General features: G+C 59.9%; 18 protein-coding genes. 12 read left to right on the top strand and 6 right to left on the bottom strand.

Annotation, left to right across the window (positions count from 1 at the left end; all coding sequences use genetic code 11):
• Positions 1 to 118 precede the first annotated feature (118 nt).
• On the top strand, positions 119 to 604 hold the full coding sequence (locus tag HSW_RS16825) for an ankyrin repeat domain-containing protein (RefSeq protein WP_044002911.1): 486 nt from the start codon (positions 119 to 121) through the stop codon (positions 602 to 604).
• A 228-nt stretch (positions 605 to 832) separates the two neighbouring features.
• The gene (locus tag HSW_RS16820; RefSeq protein ID WP_044002910.1) at positions 833 to 2509 is read left to right on the top strand and encodes an SBBP repeat-containing protein; all 1677 of its coding nucleotides are present in this window, start codon (positions 833 to 835) and stop codon (positions 2507 to 2509) included.
• Between the two features lie 154 nt (positions 2510 to 2663).
• On the opposite strand, the gene HSW_RS16815 is transcribed toward HSW_RS16820, so the two are convergent.
• Positions 2664 to 3395, bottom strand: coding sequence for a metal-dependent hydrolase (locus HSW_RS16815; protein ID WP_044002908.1), 732 nt, complete (start codon positions 3393 to 3395; stop codon positions 2664 to 2666).
• A gap of 237 nt (positions 3396 to 3632) precedes the next feature.
• Here HSW_RS16815 and HSW_RS16810 point away from each other — a divergent pair, with 237 nt between their 5' ends.
• Together HSW_RS16810 and HSW_RS16805 are read left to right on the top strand one after the other, a co-directional pair.
• The gene (locus HSW_RS16810) at positions 3633 to 4106 is read left to right on the top strand and encodes a hypothetical protein (RefSeq protein WP_044002906.1); all 474 of its coding nucleotides are present in this window, start codon (positions 3633 to 3635) and stop codon (positions 4104 to 4106) included.
• 270 nt (positions 4107 to 4376) lie between these two features.
• Positions 4377 to 5498, top strand: coding sequence for an MBL fold metallo-hydrolase (locus HSW_RS16805; protein WP_044002904.1), 1122 nt, complete (start codon positions 4377 to 4379; stop codon positions 5496 to 5498).
• Positions 5499 to 5687: 189 nt separating this feature from the next.
• Here the strand turns inward: HSW_RS16805 and HSW_RS16800 are convergent, their stop codons facing one another.
• The 3 genes from HSW_RS16800 to HSW_RS16790 all read right to left on the bottom strand — a co-directional run bounded on the left by HSW_RS16800 (position 5688) and on the right by HSW_RS16790 (position 11020).
• Positions 5688 to 6125, bottom strand: a complete 438-nt coding sequence (locus HSW_RS16800; RefSeq protein WP_044002903.1) for a hypothetical protein — start codon at positions 6123 to 6125, stop codon at positions 5688 to 5690.
• A gap of 869 nt (positions 6126 to 6994) precedes the next feature.
• Positions 6995 to 9118, bottom strand: a complete 2124-nt coding sequence (gene scpA, locus HSW_RS16795) for a methylmalonyl-CoA mutase (RefSeq protein WP_044002901.1) — start codon at positions 9116 to 9118, stop codon at positions 6995 to 6997.
• 126 nt (positions 9119 to 9244) lie between these two features.
• Positions 9245 to 11020: a methylmalonyl-CoA mutase family protein gene (locus HSW_RS16790; RefSeq protein ID WP_044002899.1), complete on the bottom strand. Its 1776-nt coding sequence runs from the start codon at positions 11018 to 11020 to the stop codon at positions 9245 to 9247.
• Between the two features lie 176 nt (positions 11021 to 11196).
• Between HSW_RS16790 and HSW_RS16785 the strand changes: the two genes are divergently transcribed.
• The 4 genes from HSW_RS16785 (at position 11197) to dnaA (ending at position 16134) form a co-directional block, all read left to right on the top strand.
• Positions 11197 to 12468 (top strand): outer membrane beta-barrel protein, encoded by a 1272-nt coding sequence (locus tag HSW_RS16785; RefSeq protein WP_044002898.1) that lies wholly within the window; start codon positions 11197 to 11199, stop codon positions 12466 to 12468.
• A gap of 143 nt (positions 12469 to 12611) precedes the next feature.
• The gene (locus HSW_RS16780; RefSeq protein ID WP_052346546.1) at positions 12612 to 13370 is read left to right on the top strand and encodes a 5'-nucleotidase C-terminal domain-containing protein; all 759 of its coding nucleotides are present in this window, start codon (positions 12612 to 12614) and stop codon (positions 13368 to 13370) included.
• 126 nt (positions 13371 to 13496) lie between these two features.
• Positions 13497 to 14423, top strand: a complete 927-nt coding sequence (locus tag HSW_RS16775; RefSeq protein WP_044002896.1) for a bifunctional metallophosphatase/5'-nucleotidase — start codon at positions 13497 to 13499, stop codon at positions 14421 to 14423.
• A 211-nt stretch (positions 14424 to 14634) separates the two neighbouring features.
• Positions 14635 to 16134: a chromosomal replication initiator protein DnaA gene (gene dnaA, locus HSW_RS16770; RefSeq protein ID WP_044002894.1), complete on the top strand. Its 1500-nt coding sequence runs from the start codon at positions 14635 to 14637 to the stop codon at positions 16132 to 16134.
• Positions 16135 to 16317: 183 nt separating this feature from the next.
• Here dnaA and HSW_RS16765 read toward each other — a convergent pair whose 3' ends face one another.
• Both HSW_RS16765 and HSW_RS16760 read right to left on the bottom strand, forming a co-directional pair.
• On the bottom strand, positions 16318 to 16797 hold the full coding sequence (locus HSW_RS16765) for a hypothetical protein (RefSeq protein WP_044002893.1): 480 nt from the start codon (positions 16795 to 16797) through the stop codon (positions 16318 to 16320).
• A gap of 191 nt (positions 16798 to 16988) precedes the next feature.
• The gene (locus HSW_RS16760; protein ID WP_052346545.1) at positions 16989 to 17417 is read right to left on the bottom strand and encodes an OsmC family peroxiredoxin; all 429 of its coding nucleotides are present in this window, start codon (positions 17415 to 17417) and stop codon (positions 16989 to 16991) included.
• A 168-nt stretch (positions 17418 to 17585) separates the two neighbouring features.
• Here HSW_RS16760 and HSW_RS16755 point away from each other — a divergent pair, with 168 nt between their 5' ends.
• From HSW_RS16755 to HSW_RS16740, 4 genes are all read left to right on the top strand, one after another.
• Positions 17586 to 19079, top strand: a complete 1494-nt coding sequence (locus tag HSW_RS16755; protein WP_044002892.1) for a GH3 family domain-containing protein — start codon at positions 17586 to 17588, stop codon at positions 19077 to 19079.
• 91 nt (positions 19080 to 19170) lie between these two features.
• Positions 19171 to 19605, top strand: a complete 435-nt coding sequence (locus tag HSW_RS16750) for a hypothetical protein (RefSeq protein ID WP_155833017.1) — start codon at positions 19171 to 19173, stop codon at positions 19603 to 19605.
• 14 nt (positions 19606 to 19619) lie between these two features.
• Positions 19620 to 20096 (top strand): hypothetical protein, encoded by a 477-nt coding sequence (locus HSW_RS16745; RefSeq protein ID WP_052346544.1) that lies wholly within the window; start codon positions 19620 to 19622, stop codon positions 20094 to 20096.
• A gap of 31 nt (positions 20097 to 20127) precedes the next feature.
• Positions 20128 to 20973, top strand: a complete 846-nt coding sequence (locus tag HSW_RS16740) for an endonuclease/exonuclease/phosphatase family protein (protein ID WP_044002888.1) — start codon at positions 20128 to 20130, stop codon at positions 20971 to 20973.
• Positions 20974 to 20995: the final 22 nt, after the last annotated feature.

Here is a 20995-nt window from a genome sequence, read left to right as displayed (position 1 = left end):
CGGGTTATCCATTTCAGGCCGCCGCCGTACTGACAAGCCGGGCGGCCAGCTTAGGTAGCGGCAACACTCTGTCCTGGTCCGGCCTCCCCAAAATCACCTCTACCCAACCACGCTTTTCATGGATTTTACTTCCTCCCGTCCCGAAGATTTGCTGTTTAATGCTGCCCGTCAGGGTGATGTCGCCACCATCCAGCGCCTGCTGCAGGAAGGTGTTGACGTTAATGCCCAGGATGGCCGGGGCTTTACGGCCCTCATTCTGGCCGCCTATGATAACCATCCGGAAGCCACCCGGGCCCTGCTCGCGGCCGGCGCCAACCCCAACCTGCACGACGCCAGCGGTAACACGGCCCTGATGGGCGTTTCCTTCAAAGGGTACCCCGAAATTGCCCAGCTCCTTATTGATAACGGGGCCGACCTCAACGCCCGCAACGGCAACGCCGGCACTGCCCTGATGTTCGCCACCTTGTTCGGCCGCCACAACATCGTGCCCATTCTGCTCCAAGCCGGGGCCGATACTACCCTGCGCGACACCCGGGGCCTTTCCGCCCGCGACCTGGCCATGCAGCAGGGCAATGAGGAAGCCCTCAAGGTGCTGCCGGAATAATCGGAATCGGTTGCGCTGAACAGTATGTAGTGGAGCCCCGGCGGGCACTGGCAGGTCTACCACTTGCCAGTGCCCGCCGGGGCCCTACTTTTTTAGGGTGACATTGATGCCTGGCTCTTACCTTGTAGGCGGAGAAAGGACCACGCTATCTGTTACCTAAAAACAGCCTTTGCAATAGATAGCCTCTCTATTTTCACGGCACATTATTAACCCATTTTTTCGCTGCGTATGCGTATTACTACTTCGTTCCAATCCCTTTTCCCACGCCTGGGACTGACGGCCGCGTTGGCACTAACCACCGTTGCGGTGCAGGCCCAAACTCCAACACCTACCTGGGCGTCTGTGCGCCGGGCCACCAGTTCAGGGCCTATTACCAGCAACGGCAGCAATGCCCAGAAAATTCTGGTAGCCGCCGATGGCAGCCAGATCATCTACGGTATCTATGAGGGTACTATTACGTTTGCGGGAACTACGCTGACCGCCGGTACTGGTGATGCACACCTGTTTCTGGCCAAGCTAAATGCCGATGGCTCCATGGCATGGGTGCGCCAAATTGAGGGAACCGAGGAGGAATATGCAGCCTCTCTGGCCGTTGATGCGGCCGGTAACGTGTACATGGCGGGCTATTTTACCGGTAGCTTTTCCTTCGGTGCTGTTACGCTCACTACCTCGAACCGTGATGTAGTGGATGCCTTCATCGTAAAGTTTGACGCGCAGGGCCAGCCGCTGTGGTCGAAAACCGGCGGAGCTACCACCGACAATGTGTACTTAGACGGTATTGGCACCGATGCGGCCGGCAATGTGTACGTGGCCGGTGATTTTACCGGCACAGTGGATTTCGGCGGGAGTAGTGCCAACCAGCTTACCGCTGCCTCGGAGGATATCTTTCTCTACAAGTTCTCGGCGGCCGGCGTGCCCCTCTGGACGCGGCAGGCCGGTGGCACCAACGGCGACTACAACTACGGCCTGGCCGTGGATGCCACCGGCAACGCGTACCTCACCGGCAGCATCAGCGGCTCGGCCACCTTCGGCTCGATAACGCTGGCCTCAACCACCACTGACGAAGACCTGTACGTAGTGAAATACGATGCGCAGGGTACTGCCCTGTGGGCGCAACGGGAGGCTACTGCCAATGAAGACCAGGGTCTGGATATTGCGGTGGATGCGGCTGGTCAGGTAGTAGTGGGTGGTTACGCCAACGGGAGGCAAGTGGGCACTTCCTATGAAAGCGCCGGGTATCTGGCCCGTTTCAGTGCGCCGGGGCCGCTGCTTTGGTCGCGGCAGATTACGGCCAGCACCCCCAGCGAATATGGCATCGGCAGTGTTGCGTACGACGGCCGGGGCGGCATCTACGCGGTCAGCTCCTACGATGGCACGCTTACGCTGGGTCCTTCCACGCTCACCACCAACGAGGAAACCTCTTTCGTGGCCCGTTTTGATGGGCAGGGTACTCCACTGTGGGCAGATGCAGCTACGCACCCAACCTCCAATGATGCGTCCATTTTCTTTGATGTTACTACTGATGCCAGCGGCAATGCCTACATAGTCGGTGGCGTGCTGGGTAACGTGTCATTCGGCTCTATTGCCACTACCGGTTCCGGAGCCGATGCGTTTATTGCCAAGCTGAACGCGGGCGGTGTGGTAACGGCGAACCGTGCTCCGGCAGCCCTGGCCCTAGCTGCCTATCCCAACCCGGCGTCGGAACACACTACGCTGGTGCTGCCAGTCGGTGGTGGTCAGCTCACGCTCCTTGATGCGCTGGGCCGTCAGGTACGCCGGCAGGCGTTGCCGGCCTCAGCAGGCTCTTACAGCGTTTCTGTGGCAGGCCTCACACCCGGCATGTACCATCTGCACGCCACGTTGGGTAACGGGCAAGTGGCCATCACGCGCTTGGAAGTGCGCTAACGCGGGCAGTTGAAGTCAGAAGCCGCAAAAAACGGCGACTGATAAGTTTCCTTGGCTTTTAGACAGGAGTATTGCCAGAGACTTCACTGATACTGTGGGGCCAGGGAGGCAGAACACACGGTTCTGTCTCCCTGGCCTCATAGGCGTTAAAGGGTTACCGCAGTTCTCCTACGGCCAGTGTTTCGCCCGCCTGCAACTCGTGCACCATCACCGCATCGGCGGGGGAGAGGTGGCTGCGCAGCTGGTCCGGTGTGCCCACCAGTGAGGGAAACGTGCCGTAGTGAAACGGTACTACGTGCGGCACCCGCAACAGCCGGGCCGCATGGGCGGCTTCGCGTGGCCCCATCGTGTACCGGTCGCCGATGGGCAGCAGGGCCACGGTGGGGGCGTAAATGTCGGCCAGCAGGCGCATATCCCCGAACAGGGCCGTGTCGCCGGCGGCATAGAGCACCGTATCGTCGGAGAAGCATAGGATAAAGCCCACGCCCTCGTGCTGGTGGCTGGTGCCGCCGCCCGGCAAATCAACGTGAGCTGCATGGTGGGCGATGGTCATGGTCAAGCGCAGGTTCAGCACCTCAATGCTGCCGCCCACGTTCATGGCCTCGCACTGCGCGGCCGGCACGCCCTGTTCCTGCAGATAAAACCGGACGGGGGCGGGGGCCGCTACTTTGGCTCCGGTGCGGGTCAGCAGGGGGGGCAGCTCGGCGTCGAGGTGGTCGTCGTGGCCGTGGGTGAGCAGGACGAGGTCGACGCGCTCGGGGTTGCGCAGGTTGTCCGGCACGAACGGGTTGTTCGTCAGCCACGGATCCAGGAGGATACTGTGGCCTTCGGGCGTGGTGATGCGGAAACTGGCGTGGCCGAGTAGCTGTAGCTGCGTGGTGGACATGGCAGGGTGGAGTTGGAGAATAGGAAGTCGAAAGGTAAGCGGCCGGCTGCTCTCCCCTTGCCGACCCAACGGGACAGCAGCGCGTGGGCGAATAAATCAGCCGGTTGGTCGGTGTTTCTGCGGGCTTGCTGGATTCCGGCTTCGTTGGGGCCGGACGCGGCACTTGGTTTGAAAGGAGGGAGGCAGCACACCCCGTTTCAACTTCCACTGAGTTTCACCTTCCAATTTCCTTTTCCCATGAAAAAGCACTTGTTGAGTTTCGCCCTTTTCCTCGGTTTGGTTGCTGCCGCCGCCGAGCCTTCTCTCGCCGCCCGTGCCATTAGTGGCCAAGAGCAGCGCCAGGATGACCACGATAAAGACCATCGCAAAGGCCAACGCGCCGCCCACGATCCGCAGAAACGCCTGGATGCCATGGCCAAAGAACTGGATCTGAGCAGCAAGCAGAAAGACAAAGTCGCCCGGATTTTCCAGGAGCAGCAGCAGCAGATACAGGCGTTGCGCGGCCAGTCGGGCCCAGACCGTAGCCAGCACAAAGCCCAGGCCCAGAGCATCCGTCAAAGCACCGACAAGAAGCTGAAAGACGTGCTGTCGAAAAAGCAGTACGCCCAGTTTGAGGCCAAGCGCCAGGAGCGGATGCGCCAGATGGGCAACCGTCAGGGCGGCAAGCAACGCGGCGGCCCCGAGCGGCGCGACGCCGGCAGCCGCGGCTAATTTCGGCTCGTACTTCGTTCGCGACTTTACCCCGCCCGGGCAACCAGGCGGGGTAATTTCGTTTTGGGTAAGTATTGAACGGTCATGCTGAGCTTGTCGAAGCATCTCTACCGCTTTATTGAATTACCACCGCAACGAAGCGGTAGAGATGCTTCGACAAGCTCAGCATGACGGTCGTATTCTGTTTGGGCAGAGCGCCGCTGCAATATTTTCCGCCCCAATCCGACTACCTTGCCGACGGCTGTTTTCGGCTGACTTTACTCAAAACGAATGCGCAGATTAGTAAAACTAACCGGCCGGCTGGCCCTGGTGCTGCTGGCCGTGCTGGTGGTGGCGGGCGTGGCCTTCGCCAACCTCAGCCCCGAGCTGGGCGGCAAGCCCACCAAGGCCGAGCGGGCCGCCTACGCCCGCACCGGCCGTTACGTGGATGGTGAGTTCCGCAACCTGGAGCCCACCGAGGTGATGACCGGCGGCAGCACGTTTTCGGTGCTGTGGAGCTTTTTGTTCACCAAAGTACCCAACGCCGCCCCGGCCGCGCCCCTGCCCACCCAACCGCTCGATTCGCTCAGTATCACCCGCAAAACGCCCGATCTGGTGCGCGTGACGTGGTTTGGGCACTCGGCGTCACTGGTGGAAATCGGGGGCAAAAACATCCTGTTCGACCCTATGCTGAGCGTGAAGATGGGGCCGCTGTCGTGGGTGACGCCTAAGCGGTACAATCCCAGCCTCGCCATTACGGCCGAGCAGCTGCCGGCTATTGACGCGGTGCTCATCTCCCACGACCACTACGACCACCTCGACTACCAGACTATTCTGCGGCTCAAGGATAAGGTGGCGCACTTTTACGTGCCGCTGGGTGTGGGTGCGCACCTGCGGGCCTGGGGCGTAGAGGCCTCCCGTGTGCAGGAGCTCAACTGGCAGGACTCGGTGCAGCTGCCGAGCCTGACCATCGTGAGCACGCCGGCCCGGCACTTCTCGGGGCGGGGCCTCACCAACCGCAACTCTACCTCCTGGAGCTCCTGGGTGCTGAAAACGCCCACCCACCGCGTGTTCTACAGCGGCGACGGGGGCTACGGCCAGCACTTCCGCGCCATCGGCCAGCAGCACGGCCCCTTCGACCTGGCCCTGCTGGAATGCGGGCAGTACGACGCCAACTGGGCCCAGATTCACATGCTGCCCGAGCAAAGCGTGCAGGCCGCCCTCGACGTGCGGGCCCGGACCATGCTGCCGGTGCATTGGGGCGCTTTCACCGAGGCTCACCACGCCTGGAACGAGCCGGTGCGCCGCGCCACCGCCGCTGCCGCCCTCCACCAGCTCCCCATCACCACCCCCGAGCTGGGCCAGCCCATCACCCTCGGCCAGCCCCTGCCGCAGCTGCGGTGGTGGGAGTAGAAAGCCAGAACAATTGACAAACGGCAACCACTAGAACGTCATGCTGAGCTTGTCGAAGCATCTCGCGTGCTGACGTTGGATTACTCTGACAACGTTAGCACGCGAGATGCTTCGACAAGCTCAGCATGACCGTGCTAGTATCATCTGAAACGAAAACCGGCCCGCTGCTGCAGCGGGCCGGTTTTCGTTTCAGGCAATGCTGGCTATGTCCAGCGTTTCCAGCTCGGCTACAGAGCCGGGCAGCTGGGTGCGGCGCAGCAGCTCCGCCAGCGGCGGCGGCAGCTCGGCCAGGGTGAGGGGCTGCAGGGGGCGGGCCACCGCGTAGTAGCGGGTATCGGCGCGCTCGTGCAGGCGGGTTTTGGCGAAGGAAAACAGCCCGCGCCGGGCGTAGCGAGCGGCACCCGGGTAGGCCCCGTCCTGGGCCAGAGCCGGCGCGGCCGCCACCGGCGAATCGGTTTCCGGCCGCGTCAGGAAATACTGGTGCAGCTCCAGCAGCGCCACCTCATCCGCCGCCACCGATTCCGGCAGTACCCCGCCCCCGGACGCAACGTGCACAATGTGCCCGGCCGCATCGGTGGCGAAGTAATCAATATCAGCGTCTTCCTGGTCGATGTCGTGAATGCGCATTAGGAGCGAGAATTGGTTTTGAAATCAACTATGTGACAATATCTCGTATCCCTGTTTTAGATTTTATATGATTATATATTCTAAATAGTTCTGGTGTTTGGTATGCACTATCGAATGTGTGAATGATTTTTGGTAAAAGATTTTCTTCGGTAAATATTTTAAATAAATGGTTAGATATGACCTTGTACTTGGCGTTGATAAAATCTGATCCAGGTTTATTAAAACCAGATATACAGAATTGCCTTGACTTATTATTGAGTGAATTGCTATAAAAATTCACAAATACACTGGCTGGTATACTGTGTTCATTTCCTGTGTAATCAAAATTGATTTTATTGTAATATGAATAAAAATCATCCTTAATATTGTCGCTTGTGCTATTTAACGCTTCTTCATATGCCCAAATACATGTCGACGATTTGGTCATCGAAAGTCGTATGGTGTTGAATATCATGGATTGAATATCATTGATATATAGCTCCATTTTTATATCGATATGTATATAATAGCTCTCAGTCATATACTGGCGGCTTTCTGGTCGATGTCGTGAATACACATTGTGGGAAATGGTAAGGTGTCTAATCAATGGACTCCTTATGTCTATTTCTTAAAATGGAAGTTATTGTGAAAGTTACTGCAATACCTCCCACAATCATAGCATATAGAATTGAACCATATAAATCGAAGTGTAGCCACATTGAGTCAGCCAATGCAAAACACAGTACGCCTACAACACCGCTAATGAGCCCGAAGAACAAGATTTTGCAGATGAGCACGAAGCGTTGGTCTTTGCGTCTGTCATCAGGATTTCTGTATTGCATATATCTGTAGCTGACAGATGTGGATGACCACTTATTAGGTGCCCGTACTTACTCCCCCAACTTCCCCAAAATCTCCTGCGCGGCTACGGCAATAACCGTCCCGGGGCCGTACACGCCGGCCACGCCGGCGTTGTAGAGGAAGTCGTAGTCCTGGGCGGGGATGACGCCGCCGGCAATGACGAGGATATCCTCGCGGCCGAGCTGCTGCAGCTCCCCAATCAACTGCGGAATCAGGGTTTTGTGGCCGGCGGCGAGGCTGCTCACGCCCACTACGTGCACGTCGTTCTCGGCCGCCTGGCGGGCTACCTCGGCGGGCGTCTGGAACAGGGGTGCAATATCCACGTCGAAGCCCACGTCGGCGAAGCTGGTGGCAATGATTTTGGAGCCCCGGTCGTGGCCGTCCTGGCCCATTTTGGCTACCATCATGCGGGGGCGGCGGCCTTCCTGGGCGGCAAAGTCGTCGGCGGCCTGGCGGGCCTTGGCAAATTCCTCGTCGTAGTTCATTTCCTGCGAGTACACGCCCGAAATGGCGCGGATAGTAGCCTGGTGGCGGCCGTACACGGCCTCCAGCGCGTCCGAAATTTCGCCCAACGTAGCCCGTAGCCGCGCCGCGTGTATGGCCAGAGCCAGTAGGTTATCGGCGCCGGAGCGGGCGGCTTCGGTCAGGGCCGCCAGGGCGGCTTGCACGGCGTCGTTGTCGCGGGTGGCTTTGATGTGGTTGAGGCGGGTGATTTGCGACTCGCGCACGGCGTCGTTGTCGATGTCGAGCACCTCGATGTTGCTCACCTCGTCCACGCGGTACTTGTTCACGCCCACCACCGTTTCCTTGCCCGAGTCGATGCGGGCCTGCTTGCGGGCGGCGGCTTCCTCGATGCGCATTTTGGGCAGGCCGGTTTCAATGGCCTTGGCCATGCCGCCCAACTCCTCCACTTCCTGAATCAGGGCCCAGGCTTTGTCGGCCAGCTCGTGGGTGAGGGTTTCCACGTAGTAGGAGCCGCCCCAGGGGTCCACCACGCGGGTAATGTCCGTCTCGTGCTGGAGGTAGAGCTGGGTGTTGCGGGCAATGCGGGCCGAGAAGTCGGTGGGCAGGGCAATGGCCTCGTCGAGGGCGTTGGTGTGCAGGCTCTGGGTGCCGCCCAGGGCCGCGGCCAGGGCCTCAATGGCGGTGCGGGCCACGTTGTTGAACGGATCCTGCTCGGTGAGCGAGTAGCCCGAGGTTTGGCAATGGGTACGCAGGGCCAGGCTCTTGGGGTTTTCGGCCCCGAACTGCTTGATGAGCTTGGCCCACAGCAGCCGGCCGGCGCGCAGCTTGGCAATTTCCATGAAGTGGTTCATGCCAATGGCCCAGAAAAACGACAGTCGGGGCGCAAACTGGTCGATGGTCATGCCCGCCTGCAGGCCGGCGCGCACGTATTCCACGCCGTCGGCCAGGGTGTAGGCCAGCTCGATATCGGCGGTGGCCCCGGCCTCCTGCATGTGGTAGCCCGAGATGCTGATGCTGTTGAACTTGGGCATGTACCGCGCCGTGTAGGCGAAGATGTCGGCAATGATGCGCATGCTCGGCTCGGGCGGGTAGATGTAGGTGTTGCGCACCATGAACTCCTTCAGAATATCGTTCTGAATGGTGCCCGTGAGCTTTTCGGGGCTCACGCCCTGCTCCTCGGCCGCCACAATGTAGAAGGCCATAATGGGCAGTACGGCCCCGTTCATGGTCATCGACACCGACATCTGGTCCAGCGGAATCTGGTCGAACAGCACCTTCATATCCTCCACCGAATCAATGGCCACGCCGGCCTTGCCCACGTCGCCCACCACGCGCGGGTGGTCGGAGTCGTAGCCCCGGTGCGTGGCCAGGTCAAAGGCTACCGACAGGCCCTTCTGGCCGCCGGCCAGGTTGCGGCGGTAGAAGGCGTTGCTTTCCTCGGCCGTGCTGAAGCCCGCGTACTGGCGGATGGTCCAGGGGTTCTGCACGTACATGGTGCTGTAGGGCCCACGCAGGTAGGGCGCCTGGCCTGCCCCAAACCCGAGGTGGGTGAGGTGCTGCACGTCGTGGGCGGTATAGAAGGGCTTGAGCGCAATGCCCTCGGGCGTAGCGGTAGTGGCCTCGGCGGCCGGGGCCGGCGCGGGCAACTGGGCCGCGTCGTAGGATATGGTAGAGAAGTCGGGCTTCATGGGTGTGATTTAGTGATTTAGCGATTTAGCGAGTGGAGAAAACAGGAAGTTGAAAGCTTTGCTGGTACCGATAGTATTGGCCAGGGCAGAAGCACATCAAACTCACTAATTCACCATTTCACTAAATCACTTTTTCCCCTGCAAACGGGCCAGGACGGCTTCGGTGGTGTAGCCTTCCACCGAGAATTCCTTGAAGCCGAACAGCTGCACGGCTTCCTGCATGGTGGCCAGGTCGGCGGTGAGCAGGGGCTGCGGGGTGAAGTTCGGCTCGTCGATGGGGACGCGGCTGATGGCCCGGGCCAGGCGGCCGAACTGCTCGGGGGTGGCGTACATCAGCGTGGCTTCCTCAGCCGAGGAAAACAGCACCGACAACGTACCCTCCGGGTGCGACTCGCGCAGCTCGGGGCGCTCTATTTCCGGCAGCGTGAGCAGGAAGGATTCCAGAATAATCTGGTTGGTGTGGGCCCCCAGCAACACCAGCGCCGCCCGTTTCTTCTTCTTCTCGCGGCGCTCAAAGTGCAGGGCCGTGGCCAGGCGCAGCACTTCGGCCGGGTAGGTGGCGCGGGTGCTGTCGAAGTCCCGGCTGCGCAGCAGGCGTTTGGGGTTGTAGTCGAAGGTTTCGTTGGGGTTCTGAAACTTGTTGGTGCCCACCACCACCTGCTCGCCGGTGGCAATGCGCCGGAACTGCACCTGGGCCGAGGCGTGCAGCTCCTGCATCACCATCCCGGTAGCGGCCGGCAGTCCGCCCTGGGCCTGCACTTTCTGGAACAAGGCCCAGCCTTCGCGGGCCAGCTGGTCAGTAAGGGTTTCGAGGTAGTAGGAGCCGGCGGCCGGGTCCTGCACGTTGTCGAGGCCGGCTTCTTCGCGCAGCAGCACCGGCAGGTTGCGGGCCAGGCGCTCAGCAAACTCGTTGGGGGCGTGAAACAGGCAATCGTACGCGCCCACGCTGATGGCATCGGCCCCGGCCAGCACGGCGCTCATGGCCTCGGTGGTGGTGCGCAGCAGGTTGGTGTGCGGGTCGAGGGTGGTCTGGCTCCAGGTGGCCGTGCTGGCGAAGATGGGCAGCTCGGCGGCCAGCTCGGCGGGCAGGCCGTAGGCGTGTAGCAGCGTGGCCCACAACCGGCGCAACGCCCGCAGCTTGGCAATTTCGAAGAAGTAGTTGGGCCCTACGGCAATCTGCACCTGCATGGCGGCGGCCACGTCGGCCACCGACAGGTCAGCATCGGGCAGCTGGGTCAGGTAGGCGGCGGCCGTGCTCAGCGCGAAGGCCAGCTGCTGGCTGACGGTAGCGCCCCGGTTGCTGTAAAACGCCACATCCAGGCCCAACGCCTTGAACCCGGGCCAGGAGCGGGCCAGCCGCACGGCTGTCCGCACTTCCTCCAGCTGGGCCGGCAGGTTGGGCGAGTGGCGGGTGATGGGGTCAGTAACCAGGAAGCCGCGTGGAGCCGTGTCCAGAGCGGCCAAGCGCGCCAGCAGCGCGCTGCTACCCCCGCGCACTGTGTAGCCCACGTAGGTGTCGGCCAGCGTCAGGTGCTGCTGCAGATACTCCACATCGAAGCCTTCGGCGTGGCCCAGTACGAAATGCGCGCCATCGGCTCCACGGGTGAGGGCGTCGGCGGCCCGGTTGATGGTGGCGTGGCCGCGCTCCAGGGCCGGCACCTGGTAGGTGGGCACGTTGCGCCAGCGGGCCGGCCGCACCTGCGGAGCCGGGCTGCCGCCCAATGCGTCTAGGGCTTCCTGGTGGTAAAACGGCTGCACCACGAACCCGTCCGGCGTGGGCCAGGTAAGGGAGGCGGGGTCTTTGCCTTTCAGGTCGCGGGTGATGCGCTCCTGCCACTGGGTGGTGGAAAGGGCGTCAAATTCAGAAAACGAAACAGGCGCGGGGCGCGGCGAATCGGCCATAAGGCGGCGGGGTGGGATGGGGTGAACGGAGACCCTAGGGGGCGGGCTAAAGATACCGGTTCAGGATTGGAATGTTGTTTTAGGCTCGCTTGAGCCAACTCGGTACCTTTGCAGGCTTGTTTCCCGGGTATAGCACGTCAGCCCGACTATTTACGTCCTTTTATTTTGCCTGTTGAGTGAATAAACATGTACTATTTCTGCCGCTGCTGCTGGCAGCGGCCCCAGTTGTTGCCCAGACTAATTTCCGCCCCGGATATGTGCTGCCGCTTGTCGGCGATACACTGCGCGGTGAAGTAGACTCGCGCGGGGCCCAGCGCAACGCCCGGCTGGCCCGCTTCCGGCCCGCCCCCGGAGCGGCGGTTACGGAGTACAGCCCCCGCCAGCTGCGCGGGTACGGCTTGACCGGCGACCGGCTGTACCAGACGGAAACAGTTGTCCTGACCGATTCCCTGCAGCGTCAGACGCTGCTCAACGTGACGGCGGATACGCTCCGTCGGCCCTCCTTCCTGGAAGTGCTGGTGCAGGGGCCCGCCAGTCTGCTTTATTTGCGCGATGAGCGTAACAACGACCACTACTACCTGAAAATGCAGGGCCAGCCCGTGCAGGAGTTGGTACAGACCACCCGCCAGGTAGTGGACGCCGGCGTTACATACCAGCGCAAGTCGGATGAGTTCCGACGGACGCTGGCGGCTTCCATGCAACAGTGTATGGCGGTGCAGCCGGTTATTACCACCGTGCGCTACGACCAGGCCGGGCTGATGCGCGTGGTGCGTCATTACAATGAATGCGTGGGTGGGGTTTCCGCACTGCCGGCCAGTGCTTCGCGCAAAAACCACATACGGCTGGGAGTAGTGGCCGGCGCCGAAAGTAGCCGGATGGAGCTCAACTACAACTACCTGGGCTTGCCGATGACCATCAATATGCAGGGGGATGCCCAGCCGGTAGTGGGATTGACGTTTAATATCCGTCTTACCGGACTAAACAAGAATATATCGGCCCGGCTTGAAGCCCTGTATGAAAAGCAGCGCTACGAGTCAGGACCTGTCATCCCGGCCAATATCACGCAGGGCCGGGAGTTCCGAATTGCTCTGACCAGTATCCGGCTGCCGTTGCTGGTTCGCTACACGTATCCTAAAGGCAATATTCGGCCTTTTGCGCAGGTTGGCTACAGCTTCTCTCATTTATCACGGGCCGACAATGAAGTGCGGGAAGTATACCGTAACACAACGGGCGGCTACGACTATGCTGCCTGGCGGCCCTTCATTGCGCCGCGCAAGCTGGAGCAGGGAGTACTTGGTGGCCTGGGCTTGACTACGGCCTGGGAAGACAAGCGTAATCTGGCCCTGGAAGCCCGCTACGAGCGTTCCGATGGATTCAGTGAGAGTATAGGCGTTGGTAGCCGCATCAACCGCCTGTACCTGCTGCTGAGCTATGATCTGACGAAATAAGAGAAGAAGGCTTATCAACTAACGCCGGCTGTGGGAGTTCCTGAACTTCAGCGGCCGGCGTTGGCTTTGGCTAGGGTTACTGCTCCAACTCCGGCCGCGCTGCCGTACCTTTGCCGCCTTGCTTTTCTTCTTTTCCTGAACCGATGCAGTTTCTTCGTTCCCGCGTAGCGGCTTTTGGCCTGCTGGCTGCTGTGGCTTTGGCACCTGCCTGTCAGCGTGGCGGCTACCTGCCCAAGGCCCAGCTGGCCCCCGTAACGGCCCAGCCCGTAGGCAAAGCCCTGACCGATAACGCCCAAGCCGCCGCTACCATCGCGCCCTACCGCCAGCGCGTAACCGACCAGATGACGGCTGTAATAGGCCAGGCGCCGGTGGCCATCACCAAAAACAGCGGCGAGTCGCCCTTAGCCAACTTCGTGGGCGATATTCAGCGAGTGCGCGCCAGCCGGGAGCTAGGCCAGCCCGTAGACTTGGGCGTGATGTCGAACGGCGGCTTGCGGGCTCCTATTCCGGCCGGTACCGTGACCATGGGCTCGGTGTTTGAGCTGATGCCCTTTGAGAATGAGCTAGTAGTACTGGATGCTTCCGGAGCCGTGGTGCAGCAACTGTTCGACTACGCGGCCCGTATCAAAATGGCCGTTTCGGGTGCTACCTACACGATAGGGGCCGATGGCAAGCCGCAGAACATCCTCCTCAACGGCCAGCCATTCGATGCCGGCCGTACTTACACCATTGCCATTTCCGACTATCTGGCCGGCGGCGGCGACAATATGGTGTTCTTTAAGCCCATTAAGCCGCGCGGGACCGGCGTACTGCTGCGCTCCGCCATTGCTGAGTATATTCAGGAGCAAACCAAGCAAGGCAAACCTATCGAGGCTAAAGTAGAAGGCCGGGTGAAATTTTAAGGTGAGAAATGTGAGTGGAATGAGAGAAATGGGCGGCATACATGCTCCGCTGCTCCTGTCCTTTTATCCTCACCCCACGCCATTTTCGCATTTCTCACATTCCATCACATTCAGCACATTCCAACCGTGGACCGTCGCGAATTTCTGAAATATTCCGGCCTCGGGGCCGCTTCCCTAGGCCTGATGGGCGCGGCTGCGCTGCCCGCCGCTGCTGCCGATAAAAAGGCCGTGCGCCTCACCATTCTGCATACCAACGATATGCACTCCCGCATCGAGCCCTTCCCCGATAATGCTGCCCAGTGGGCCGGCATGGGAGGTATGGCCCGGCGCGCCACGCTGATTGAGCAGGTCCGGAAGCAGGAACCCAACGTGCTGCTGCTGGATTCCGGCGACATCTGGCAGGGGACGCCCTACTTCAACTTCTTTCAGGGCGAGCTGGAGTATAAGCTCATGAGCCAGATGGCCTACGACGCCAGCACCCTCGGCAACCACGACTTCGATAACGGCCTGGAGGGCCTGCACAAGCAGTTGCCCAACGCCACCTTCCCCTTCCTGATTGCCAACTACGACTTCACGGGCACCATGCTGGCCGGCAAGTTTCAGCCTTATAAGGTATTCGAGAAGCAGGGTATCCGCATCGGGGTATTCGGGCTGGGCATTGAAATGGCCGGATTGGTCGCCGATAAGAACTTTGGAGCCACCAAGTACCTCGACCCCGTAGCCGTGGCTAAAGACATGGTAACGAAGCTGCGCGGAGCCGAGAAGTGCGACCTGGTTATCTGCCTCTCGCACCTGGGCTACAAATACGAGTCGGCCAAAATCGATGACCGGAAGCTGGCGGCCCAGGTTAGCGGTATTGATTTGATACTAGGCGGACACACCCACACGTTCCTGGAACAGCCCGAGCCCATTGCCAGCCCCAACGGCCACCCCACGCTGGTAAACCAAGTAGGTTGGTCGGGCATCAACCTCGGCCGCCTCGATTATACCTTCGAGCGTGGCAGCCGCCCCACGGTAGCTGCCACCGCCGTAGTGCCCATCACGGTAGTGTAGGGGAATGATGAATTCATCACTCATCATTCCGAATTCAATATTCCCAACTCCCTTGGTAAAAGGGTGGAAAATGCAAGAAACTACCGGTTTTTTTGTCTCCTGAGTTTTCCACATTTTTGTCTCCCCCTGGAAAAAACGGGCCTCCTGAAGGCCTGCGCCGACCTGTCCTCTCCCTCACTTGCACCCCCGTTGCTTTTGCCCTATCTGATTGATGCTGAAGGATTGTCGAACCGTATGGGCCAACTGTCTTCGCGTCATCAAGGCAACGATTGGTGAGCAGAGTTTCCGAACGTGGTTCCAACCCATCGTGCCGGTACAGCTCCACAATAATATTTTATTGATTCAGGTACCGAGTACCTACTTCTACGAGTTCCTGGAGGAACACTATGTGGAGGAGCTCAAACGCGCCATCCACCAGGAGTTGGGCCCCGATGGCCGTTTGGAGTATAGTATCGTGGTGGACCAGGGCAACGCCCAGCAGAAGCCCCGCACTCTGAACCTGCCCACGGCCCGCAAATCGGCGGGGCCGGCTGCTTCCGCTACGCCGGCGGCCACGGCCATGGCCAACAGTGCCATGACGGCCTCGGCCCGCAACGTGGCGGCGGCCTCGGTGGCCCCGGCCCCTACGCCGGCCACCTTGCGTAACCCGTTCGAGGCCAGCAAAACCATTGAGCGGGACTACCTTAAGTCGCAGCTGAATACCACATATACCTTCGAGAACTACATCGAGGGCGACTGTAACCGGCTTTCACGCTCAGCCGGGCTGGCCGTGGCCAACAAGCCGGGCACTACCAGCTTCAACCCGCTCATGATTTACGGCGGCGTGGGACTGGGCAAAACCCATTTGGTGCAGGCCATCGGCAACCACATCAAAGCCACGAACACCGATAAGTTCGTGCTCTACGTGTCGGCTGAGAAGTTCACGAACCAGTTTATCGAAAGCCTGCGCTCCAACCAGGTGCAGGATTTTGCCAACTTCTACCTGCTGGTGGACATCCTGATTCTGGACGACGTGCAGTTCCTATCGGGCAAGGACAAGACCCAGGAAATGTTCTTCCACATCTTCAACCACCTGCACCAGGCCGGTAAGCAGATTGTGATGACTTCCGACCGTCCGCCGCGTGACCTGGTGGGGCTGGAAGACCGCCTGCTCTCGCGCTTCAAGTGGGGCCTGACGGCCGATTTGCAGAGTCCCGACTTCGAGACGCGCATGGCCATCATCCAGAACAAGATGCAGCAGGATGGCATTGATATTCCGCCGCAGGTGGTGGAGTACCTGGCCCACTCGGTGAATACCAACGTGCGGGAGTTGGAAGGCGTGCTGATTTCGCTGGTGGCCCAGAGTAGCCTCAACCGCCGCGAGATTGATCTGGAAATGGCCAAGCAGGCCCTGCGCCACATCATTGAGGAAGTGGAGGCCGAGGTCAACATCGACTTCATTCAGAAAACCTGCGCCGAATATTTCAGCGTGCCGCTGGATTTGCTGAAAGCCAAAACCCGCAAGAAAGAGGTGGTGACGGCCCGGCAGGTGGCCATGTACTTCGCCAAGGAGCACACCAGCCACTCACTCAAAAGCATCGGCCACCACTTCGGCGGCCGCGACCATAGCACCGTCATCCACTCCGTCCAGACCGTTTCGGACCTGATTGACTCCGACAAAAGCTTCCGCAGCACCATTATAGAACTGCGCAAGAAGTTCGCGGGACGGTAGCGGGGAGTGAGTTAAGTAGTAGGTAGTGAATGCTGAGTAGCAGATACTTATAGGGGTAGAAAAGGAAAGCTGGGATTTCCGTTCAGGCACAGTGCGTGCAGAACGAAAATCCCAGCTCTCCTCTTTTGAATACGAATTTGAGTACTGAGTACTCAATACCAAAGACTCAGTACTCAATACTACTTACTGCGCGTCGCGGAGGGCTATACTGTGCTTGGCAGCAAAGGCGCGCACCTGCTCGCGGAGGAGCCGCTTGCGCTTGGTTCCTTTTACCTGGCGTAGGCTCAGGTTCAGGGTATTTCCTTCCTTTAGCTGTACCCGAAGTTGCTGAGGAGCCAGTTCCAGACCGCTGATTTCCTCGGCGGCCAGGGCCTGCTTGGGGCGGAACAGGCCGTCCTTGTGCACAATGTAGGCGGGCGTGAACTCCAAATAGCTCTGGGTACCAAAAATGGGTGCATTATGCACCAGCACGTAGCCTACGTACACCAAGCTGAACAGCAGGAACAGGTAGTGCAGAAAGTGAAAGTCGCTGGCCCCCGCACCCGTTACAATGAGTGCCACCGTGTAGCCTATCCAGAGGAAGCCCAGGAATAGTTGGCCCCAGAACGGGATGCGCTGCGTGTTGGCGGGTTGCAGACGAATGCGGGTAGAGTCAGGATGCATAGAAGACAAGGAGAGTCGCTTTGACCCGCAAAAGTAAGCAGTTACCGGTTATAAGTTGCGGGTGGCCGACGGAACGTCAGTCTGGGCTTGCGAGGAATCTCGTGTGCTGATGTCAGGAGTACCATTGCAACGCCAGCCTGCGAGATTCCTCGCAGGCTTGGAATGACGTTCACCTCGTAACTTACGATTGACTACTTCAGCTCCGCTGAGGCCAGTTCCATTTCGGGAACGGCACTCAGAACCTGCGAAATGGGGCAGTTCTTCTTGGCGGTTTCCGCGTACGTCTGAAACTCTTCCTGTGACAGACCTTCTACTTCACCCTCGGTTTTCAGGCTGATTTTTACGATTTTCGGTACCTCGCCGGAAGTATTCAGCGTTACTTTCGATTCAGTACGAATCTGCTTTACCTGTTTGCCGTCTTTAGTTAAAATGCTGGTCAGGAACATCGTGTAGCAGCCAGCGTGGGCCGCGCCGATGAGCTCTTCGGGGTTGGTGCCTTTCTGCCCTTCGAAGCGCGCGCCTACCGAGTAAGGGGCCTGTACAGTACCGCTTTGGGTGGAAATTTCGCCGCTGCCTTTAATGTCGCCGTTCCAGACGGCCGTGCCACGTTGGTTGATCATGAGTAAAGTTGTGAAATGTGAAGTTGTGAAAAGAGGGGTACGGAAGCTGGACAGAAAAGGTAGCACCGCCGTACTCCGGAGAAATATCCGGCGGTGTACCTTTGAAAGATGAAGTTGGAATAGTACGCTATTCTCTGCACAACTTCACCTTTCACAATTTTACCACCCATGGGCCTGAAATCTACCCTGAGCCGGCCGCTGGCCGCCTACGTTGCCCGCCAGTACGCCCAGTGGCAGCAGGACCCTATCGGGACCCAGCAGCGGGTGTTGCGCGTGTTGCTGGCGCAGGGTGCCCGCACGGCCTTCGGGCGCGACCATTGCCTTCACAACGCCCGCACGGCCCAGGATCTGGCCTGGCAGGTGCCCGTGCGCGACTACGAGGCCCTGAAGCCCTACTTCGAGCGGGTGAAGGCTGGGGAGGCCGATGTGCTCTGGCCCGGCAAGCCGCTGTACCTGGCCAAAACCTCGGGCACTACCTCCGGGGCCAAGTATATTCCGCTTACCCGTGAGAGCATCCCGAACCACATCAACGGCGCACGTGACGCGCTGCTTCATTATGTGCATAAAACGGGTAAAAGGCGGTTTCTGGATGGTAAGCTGATGTTTTTGTCGGGCTCACCGGAGTTGGAAACGGTGGGCGGCATCCATACCGGCCGGCTCTCGGGCATCGTGAACCACCACGTGCCCGCCTACCTGCGTCGCAACCAACTGCCCAGTTACGCCACCAATGTCATCGAGGACTGGGAAACCAAGCTCGACCGGATTGTAGACGAAACCATTCAGGCCCCCATGACCCTGATTTCGGGGATTCCGCCCTGGGTACAGATGTATTTTGACCGGATTGTGCAGCGCACGGGCCGGCCGGTGGGGGAGGTGTTCCCGGAGTTCGACCTGTTCGTGTACGGCGGCGTCAACTTCGAGCCATACCGCAAGAAGCTGTTCGATACAATTGGCCGGCCCGTGGACAGTGTGGAGCTATTCCCGGCTTCCGAGGGCTTTCTGGCCTTCCAGGACGAGCCCGGCAACCCGGGCTTGTTGTTGCTGCTGGACGCCGGTATCTTCTACGAGTTCGTGCCGGCCGAGCGGTTTTTCGAGAAAAACCCGCCCCGTTGCACCCTGGCCGACGTGGAGTTGGGCCGCCAGTACGCGGTGGTCCTGAACAGCAACGCCGGCCTGTGGGGCTACAGCCTAGGCGATACGGTGCGCTTCGTGAGCCGCTACCCCTTCCGGGTGGTAGTGTCGGGCCGCATCAAGCACTTTCTGTCGGCCTTTGGCGAGCATGTTATCGGCGAGGAAGTGGAGCAGACCCTGCGCGAAGCCATGCGCCAGCACCCCGAGGTGGACGTGGTGGAATTCACCGTCGCGCCCCGCGTGAGCGACGACCCCACCGTGCCGTCCCGGCACGAGTGGCTCATCGAATTCGCCCGCCCGCCCCACGACACTGCCGCCTTCGCCACCGCCCTCGACGCCGGCCTTCGCCAGCGCAATGTGTACTACGACGATTTGCTGCGCGGCCATATTCTGGCGCCGCTGCTCCTCACGCCGCTACCGGCCGGCGCGTTTCAGCGCTACATGAAAAGCCAGGGCAAACTCGGCGGCCAGAACAAAGTGCCCCGCCTCAGCAACGACCGGACGCTGGCTGAGGGGCTGTTGGATAGTTAACTGTGATTAGCCGCATCCCTGCATATTTCTAATGGAAACAGTTCCAAACAACACGATACTAATTCCGGCATACGAGCACTCCGGAGTATCTATGTTCCGAAATGCGCGCACTTACCGGCAGTCCTGGCTGCGGCGGTGGCCTGTTCTGCTGATAGTGGGGGTAGGGGTCGGCGGTTATATTCAGCTCGGGCAGCCGGTGGCAGGCGGGCTGATGCTGGTAACCTTGCTCCTGTATGCGTGGCGCATGGCGCGGGAATGCTTTGTGACGCAGGTAAAGCTTACCGCTGACGATATTACCGTGCATTACTACAAGCGGTTCCACCGCCAGAAGGCTACGTTGCCTATTGCTGACACACACGTCACCGACCCCCGGGAGCCAACATATATGTTGGAGCTATTCGGAATACACCACCTCTATCTGACGTGCGGCACGGCCCGCTTTCTGTTGAGCACCACCGACGGTTTCACGCCGGCGCAGCTACATCAACTTTACGATGAACTCGTAGGTGACGAACACAGCACCTAGTTTACCAAAACGTCATGCGAATCGCCTTCGACCTCGACAACACGCTCATCCGCAATAACTACCCGTTTCCATTGGAACAGCCCCGCTGGCCGCTGCTGGCTCGGGTACTCGGGGGCGAAGGACTACGGCAGGGGATAGTACAAGCGGCCAGCTTTTGTCGGGCACAGGACTGGGAAGTGTGGGTGTACACCACCTCGTACCGCAGCACGTGGCACATCCGGCGGCTGTTTTGGTTGCATGGCATCTGGCTGGATGGCGTTGTTAACCAGCAACGGCACAATCGGGAGGTGCAGGCCCGCTGCACCAAGCACCCGCCCACGTTTAGGATCGACTTGCTGGTAGATGACTCCGAAGGCGTGCGGCTGGAAGGCGAACGGCATGGCTTTCGGGTAGTGGTAATATCGCCTGGCTACTTGGATTGGGTGGCCGCCGTGCGGGCTGCCGTACGGCCTGGCTCGGTAGAAAGCTTCGGGGTAAGCCAGAACCCGTAATTTGCTCCGTCTTCCACTTACTGCTTCCTACATGCGCCTGCTTGTTTTGATGTTGCTGAGCTGCCTGCTCGGGAGCCGCCCCATCGTCGCCCAGAAGCCCGCCCAACCCCTGCGGGTAGCTACCTACAACCTGCGCCTCAACGTGGCCAGCGACGGGGTAAATGCCTGGCCCAACCGCAAGGAGCTGGTTAAAAACCTGGTGCGCTACCACGGCTTCGACGTATTTGGCACCCAGGAAGGTTTCCGTGGCCAGCTCACCGACGTGGCCGAGCTAACGGACTACAGCTTCGTGGGCCACGGCCGCGACGACGGCAAGGAGGCTGGGGAGCACTCGGCCATCTTCTACCGGAAAAGCCGCCTGCAGCTGCTGCAGTCCGGCGACTTCTGGTTGAGCCAGACGCCCGATCAGCCCTCGAGAGGCTGGGACGCCAAATGCTGCAACCGCATCTGTAGCTGGGCCCGGTTCCGCGACCTTGCCACCAAAAAAGAGCTGTTCTTCTTCAGCGTCCACTTCGACCACGAGGGCGTGGAGGCCCGCCGCCAATCGGGGCTGCTGATGGTGAAGAAGATTAAGGAAATTGCCAAAGATGCTCCCGTTATCTGCGTTGGCGACTTCAACTCCACCCCCGAGACCGAGCAAATCCAGACGATGCAAGCGTTGCTGCAGGATGCTTTCCGCGTCACCCGGCAGCCGCCCTACGGCCCCGTGGGCACGTTTAACGGCTTCAAGCTCGACGCTCCGTTGACTGACCGTATCGACTACATCTTCGTGAGCCGGCAGTTCTCCGTCCTCGACTACGCCGTCCTCACCGATTCCATGCGCGGCCTGTACCCCTCCGACCATTTTCCGGTGCTGGTGAATGTGGTGCAGCGATAGGTAAGGAATAGATCTATATGAT

The sequence above is a fragment of the Hymenobacter swuensis DY53 genome (assembly GCF_000576555.1).
GTDB lineage: Bacteria > Bacteroidota > Bacteroidia > Cytophagales > Hymenobacteraceae > Hymenobacter > Hymenobacter swuensis.
The sequence above is the reverse complement of the archived record's forward strand: the minus strand, read 5'-3'. Positions and strand labels throughout refer to the sequence as shown.

What these genes read in the sequence shown, in the direction of transcription:
- HSW_RS16825 (WP_044002911.1), top strand. Translation starts at nt 119, where the DNA reads ATGGATTTTACTTCCTCCCGTCCCGAAGATTTGCTGTTTAATGCTGCC.
- HSW_RS16820 (WP_044002910.1), top strand. Translation starts at nt 833, where the DNA reads ATGCGTATTACTACTTCGTTCCAATCCCTTTTCCCACGCCTGGGACTG.
- HSW_RS16815 (WP_044002908.1), bottom strand. Translation starts at nt 3,395, where the DNA reads ATGTCCACCACGCAGCTACAGCTACTCGGCCACGCCAGTTTCCGCATC.
- HSW_RS16810 (WP_044002906.1), top strand. Translation starts at nt 3,633, where the DNA reads ATGAAAAAGCACTTGTTGAGTTTCGCCCTTTTCCTCGGTTTGGTTGCT.
- HSW_RS16805 (WP_044002904.1), top strand. Translation starts at nt 4,377, where the DNA reads ATGCGCAGATTAGTAAAACTAACCGGCCGGCTGGCCCTGGTGCTGCTG.
- HSW_RS16800 (WP_044002903.1), bottom strand. Translation starts at nt 6,125, where the DNA reads ATGCGCATTCACGACATCGACCAGGAAGACGCTGATATTGATTACTTC.
- scpA (WP_044002901.1), bottom strand. Translation starts at nt 9,118, where the DNA reads ATGAAGCCCGACTTCTCTACCATATCCTACGACGCGGCCCAGTTGCCC.
- HSW_RS16790 (WP_044002899.1), bottom strand. Translation starts at nt 11,020, where the DNA reads ATGGCCGATTCGCCGCGCCCCGCGCCTGTTTCGTTTTCTGAATTTGAC.
- HSW_RS16780 (WP_052346546.1), top strand. Translation starts at nt 12,612, where the DNA reads ATGCAGTTTCTTCGTTCCCGCGTAGCGGCTTTTGGCCTGCTGGCTGCT.
- dnaA (WP_044002894.1), top strand. Translation starts at nt 14,635, where the DNA reads ATGCTGAAGGATTGTCGAACCGTATGGGCCAACTGTCTTCGCGTCATC.
- HSW_RS16765 (WP_044002893.1), bottom strand. Translation starts at nt 16,797, where the DNA reads ATGCATCCTGACTCTACCCGCATTCGTCTGCAACCCGCCAACACGCAG.
- HSW_RS16760 (WP_052346545.1), bottom strand. Translation starts at nt 17,417, where the DNA reads ATGATCAACCAACGTGGCACGGCCGTCTGGAACGGCGACATTAAAGGC.
- HSW_RS16755 (WP_044002892.1), top strand. Translation starts at nt 17,586, where the DNA reads ATGGGCCTGAAATCTACCCTGAGCCGGCCGCTGGCCGCCTACGTTGCC.
- HSW_RS16750 (WP_155833017.1), top strand. Translation starts at nt 19,171, where the DNA reads ATGTTCCGAAATGCGCGCACTTACCGGCAGTCCTGGCTGCGGCGGTGG.
- HSW_RS16745 (WP_052346544.1), top strand. Translation starts at nt 19,620, where the DNA reads ATGCGAATCGCCTTCGACCTCGACAACACGCTCATCCGCAATAACTAC.
- HSW_RS16740 (WP_044002888.1), top strand. Translation starts at nt 20,128, where the DNA reads ATGCGCCTGCTTGTTTTGATGTTGCTGAGCTGCCTGCTCGGGAGCCGC.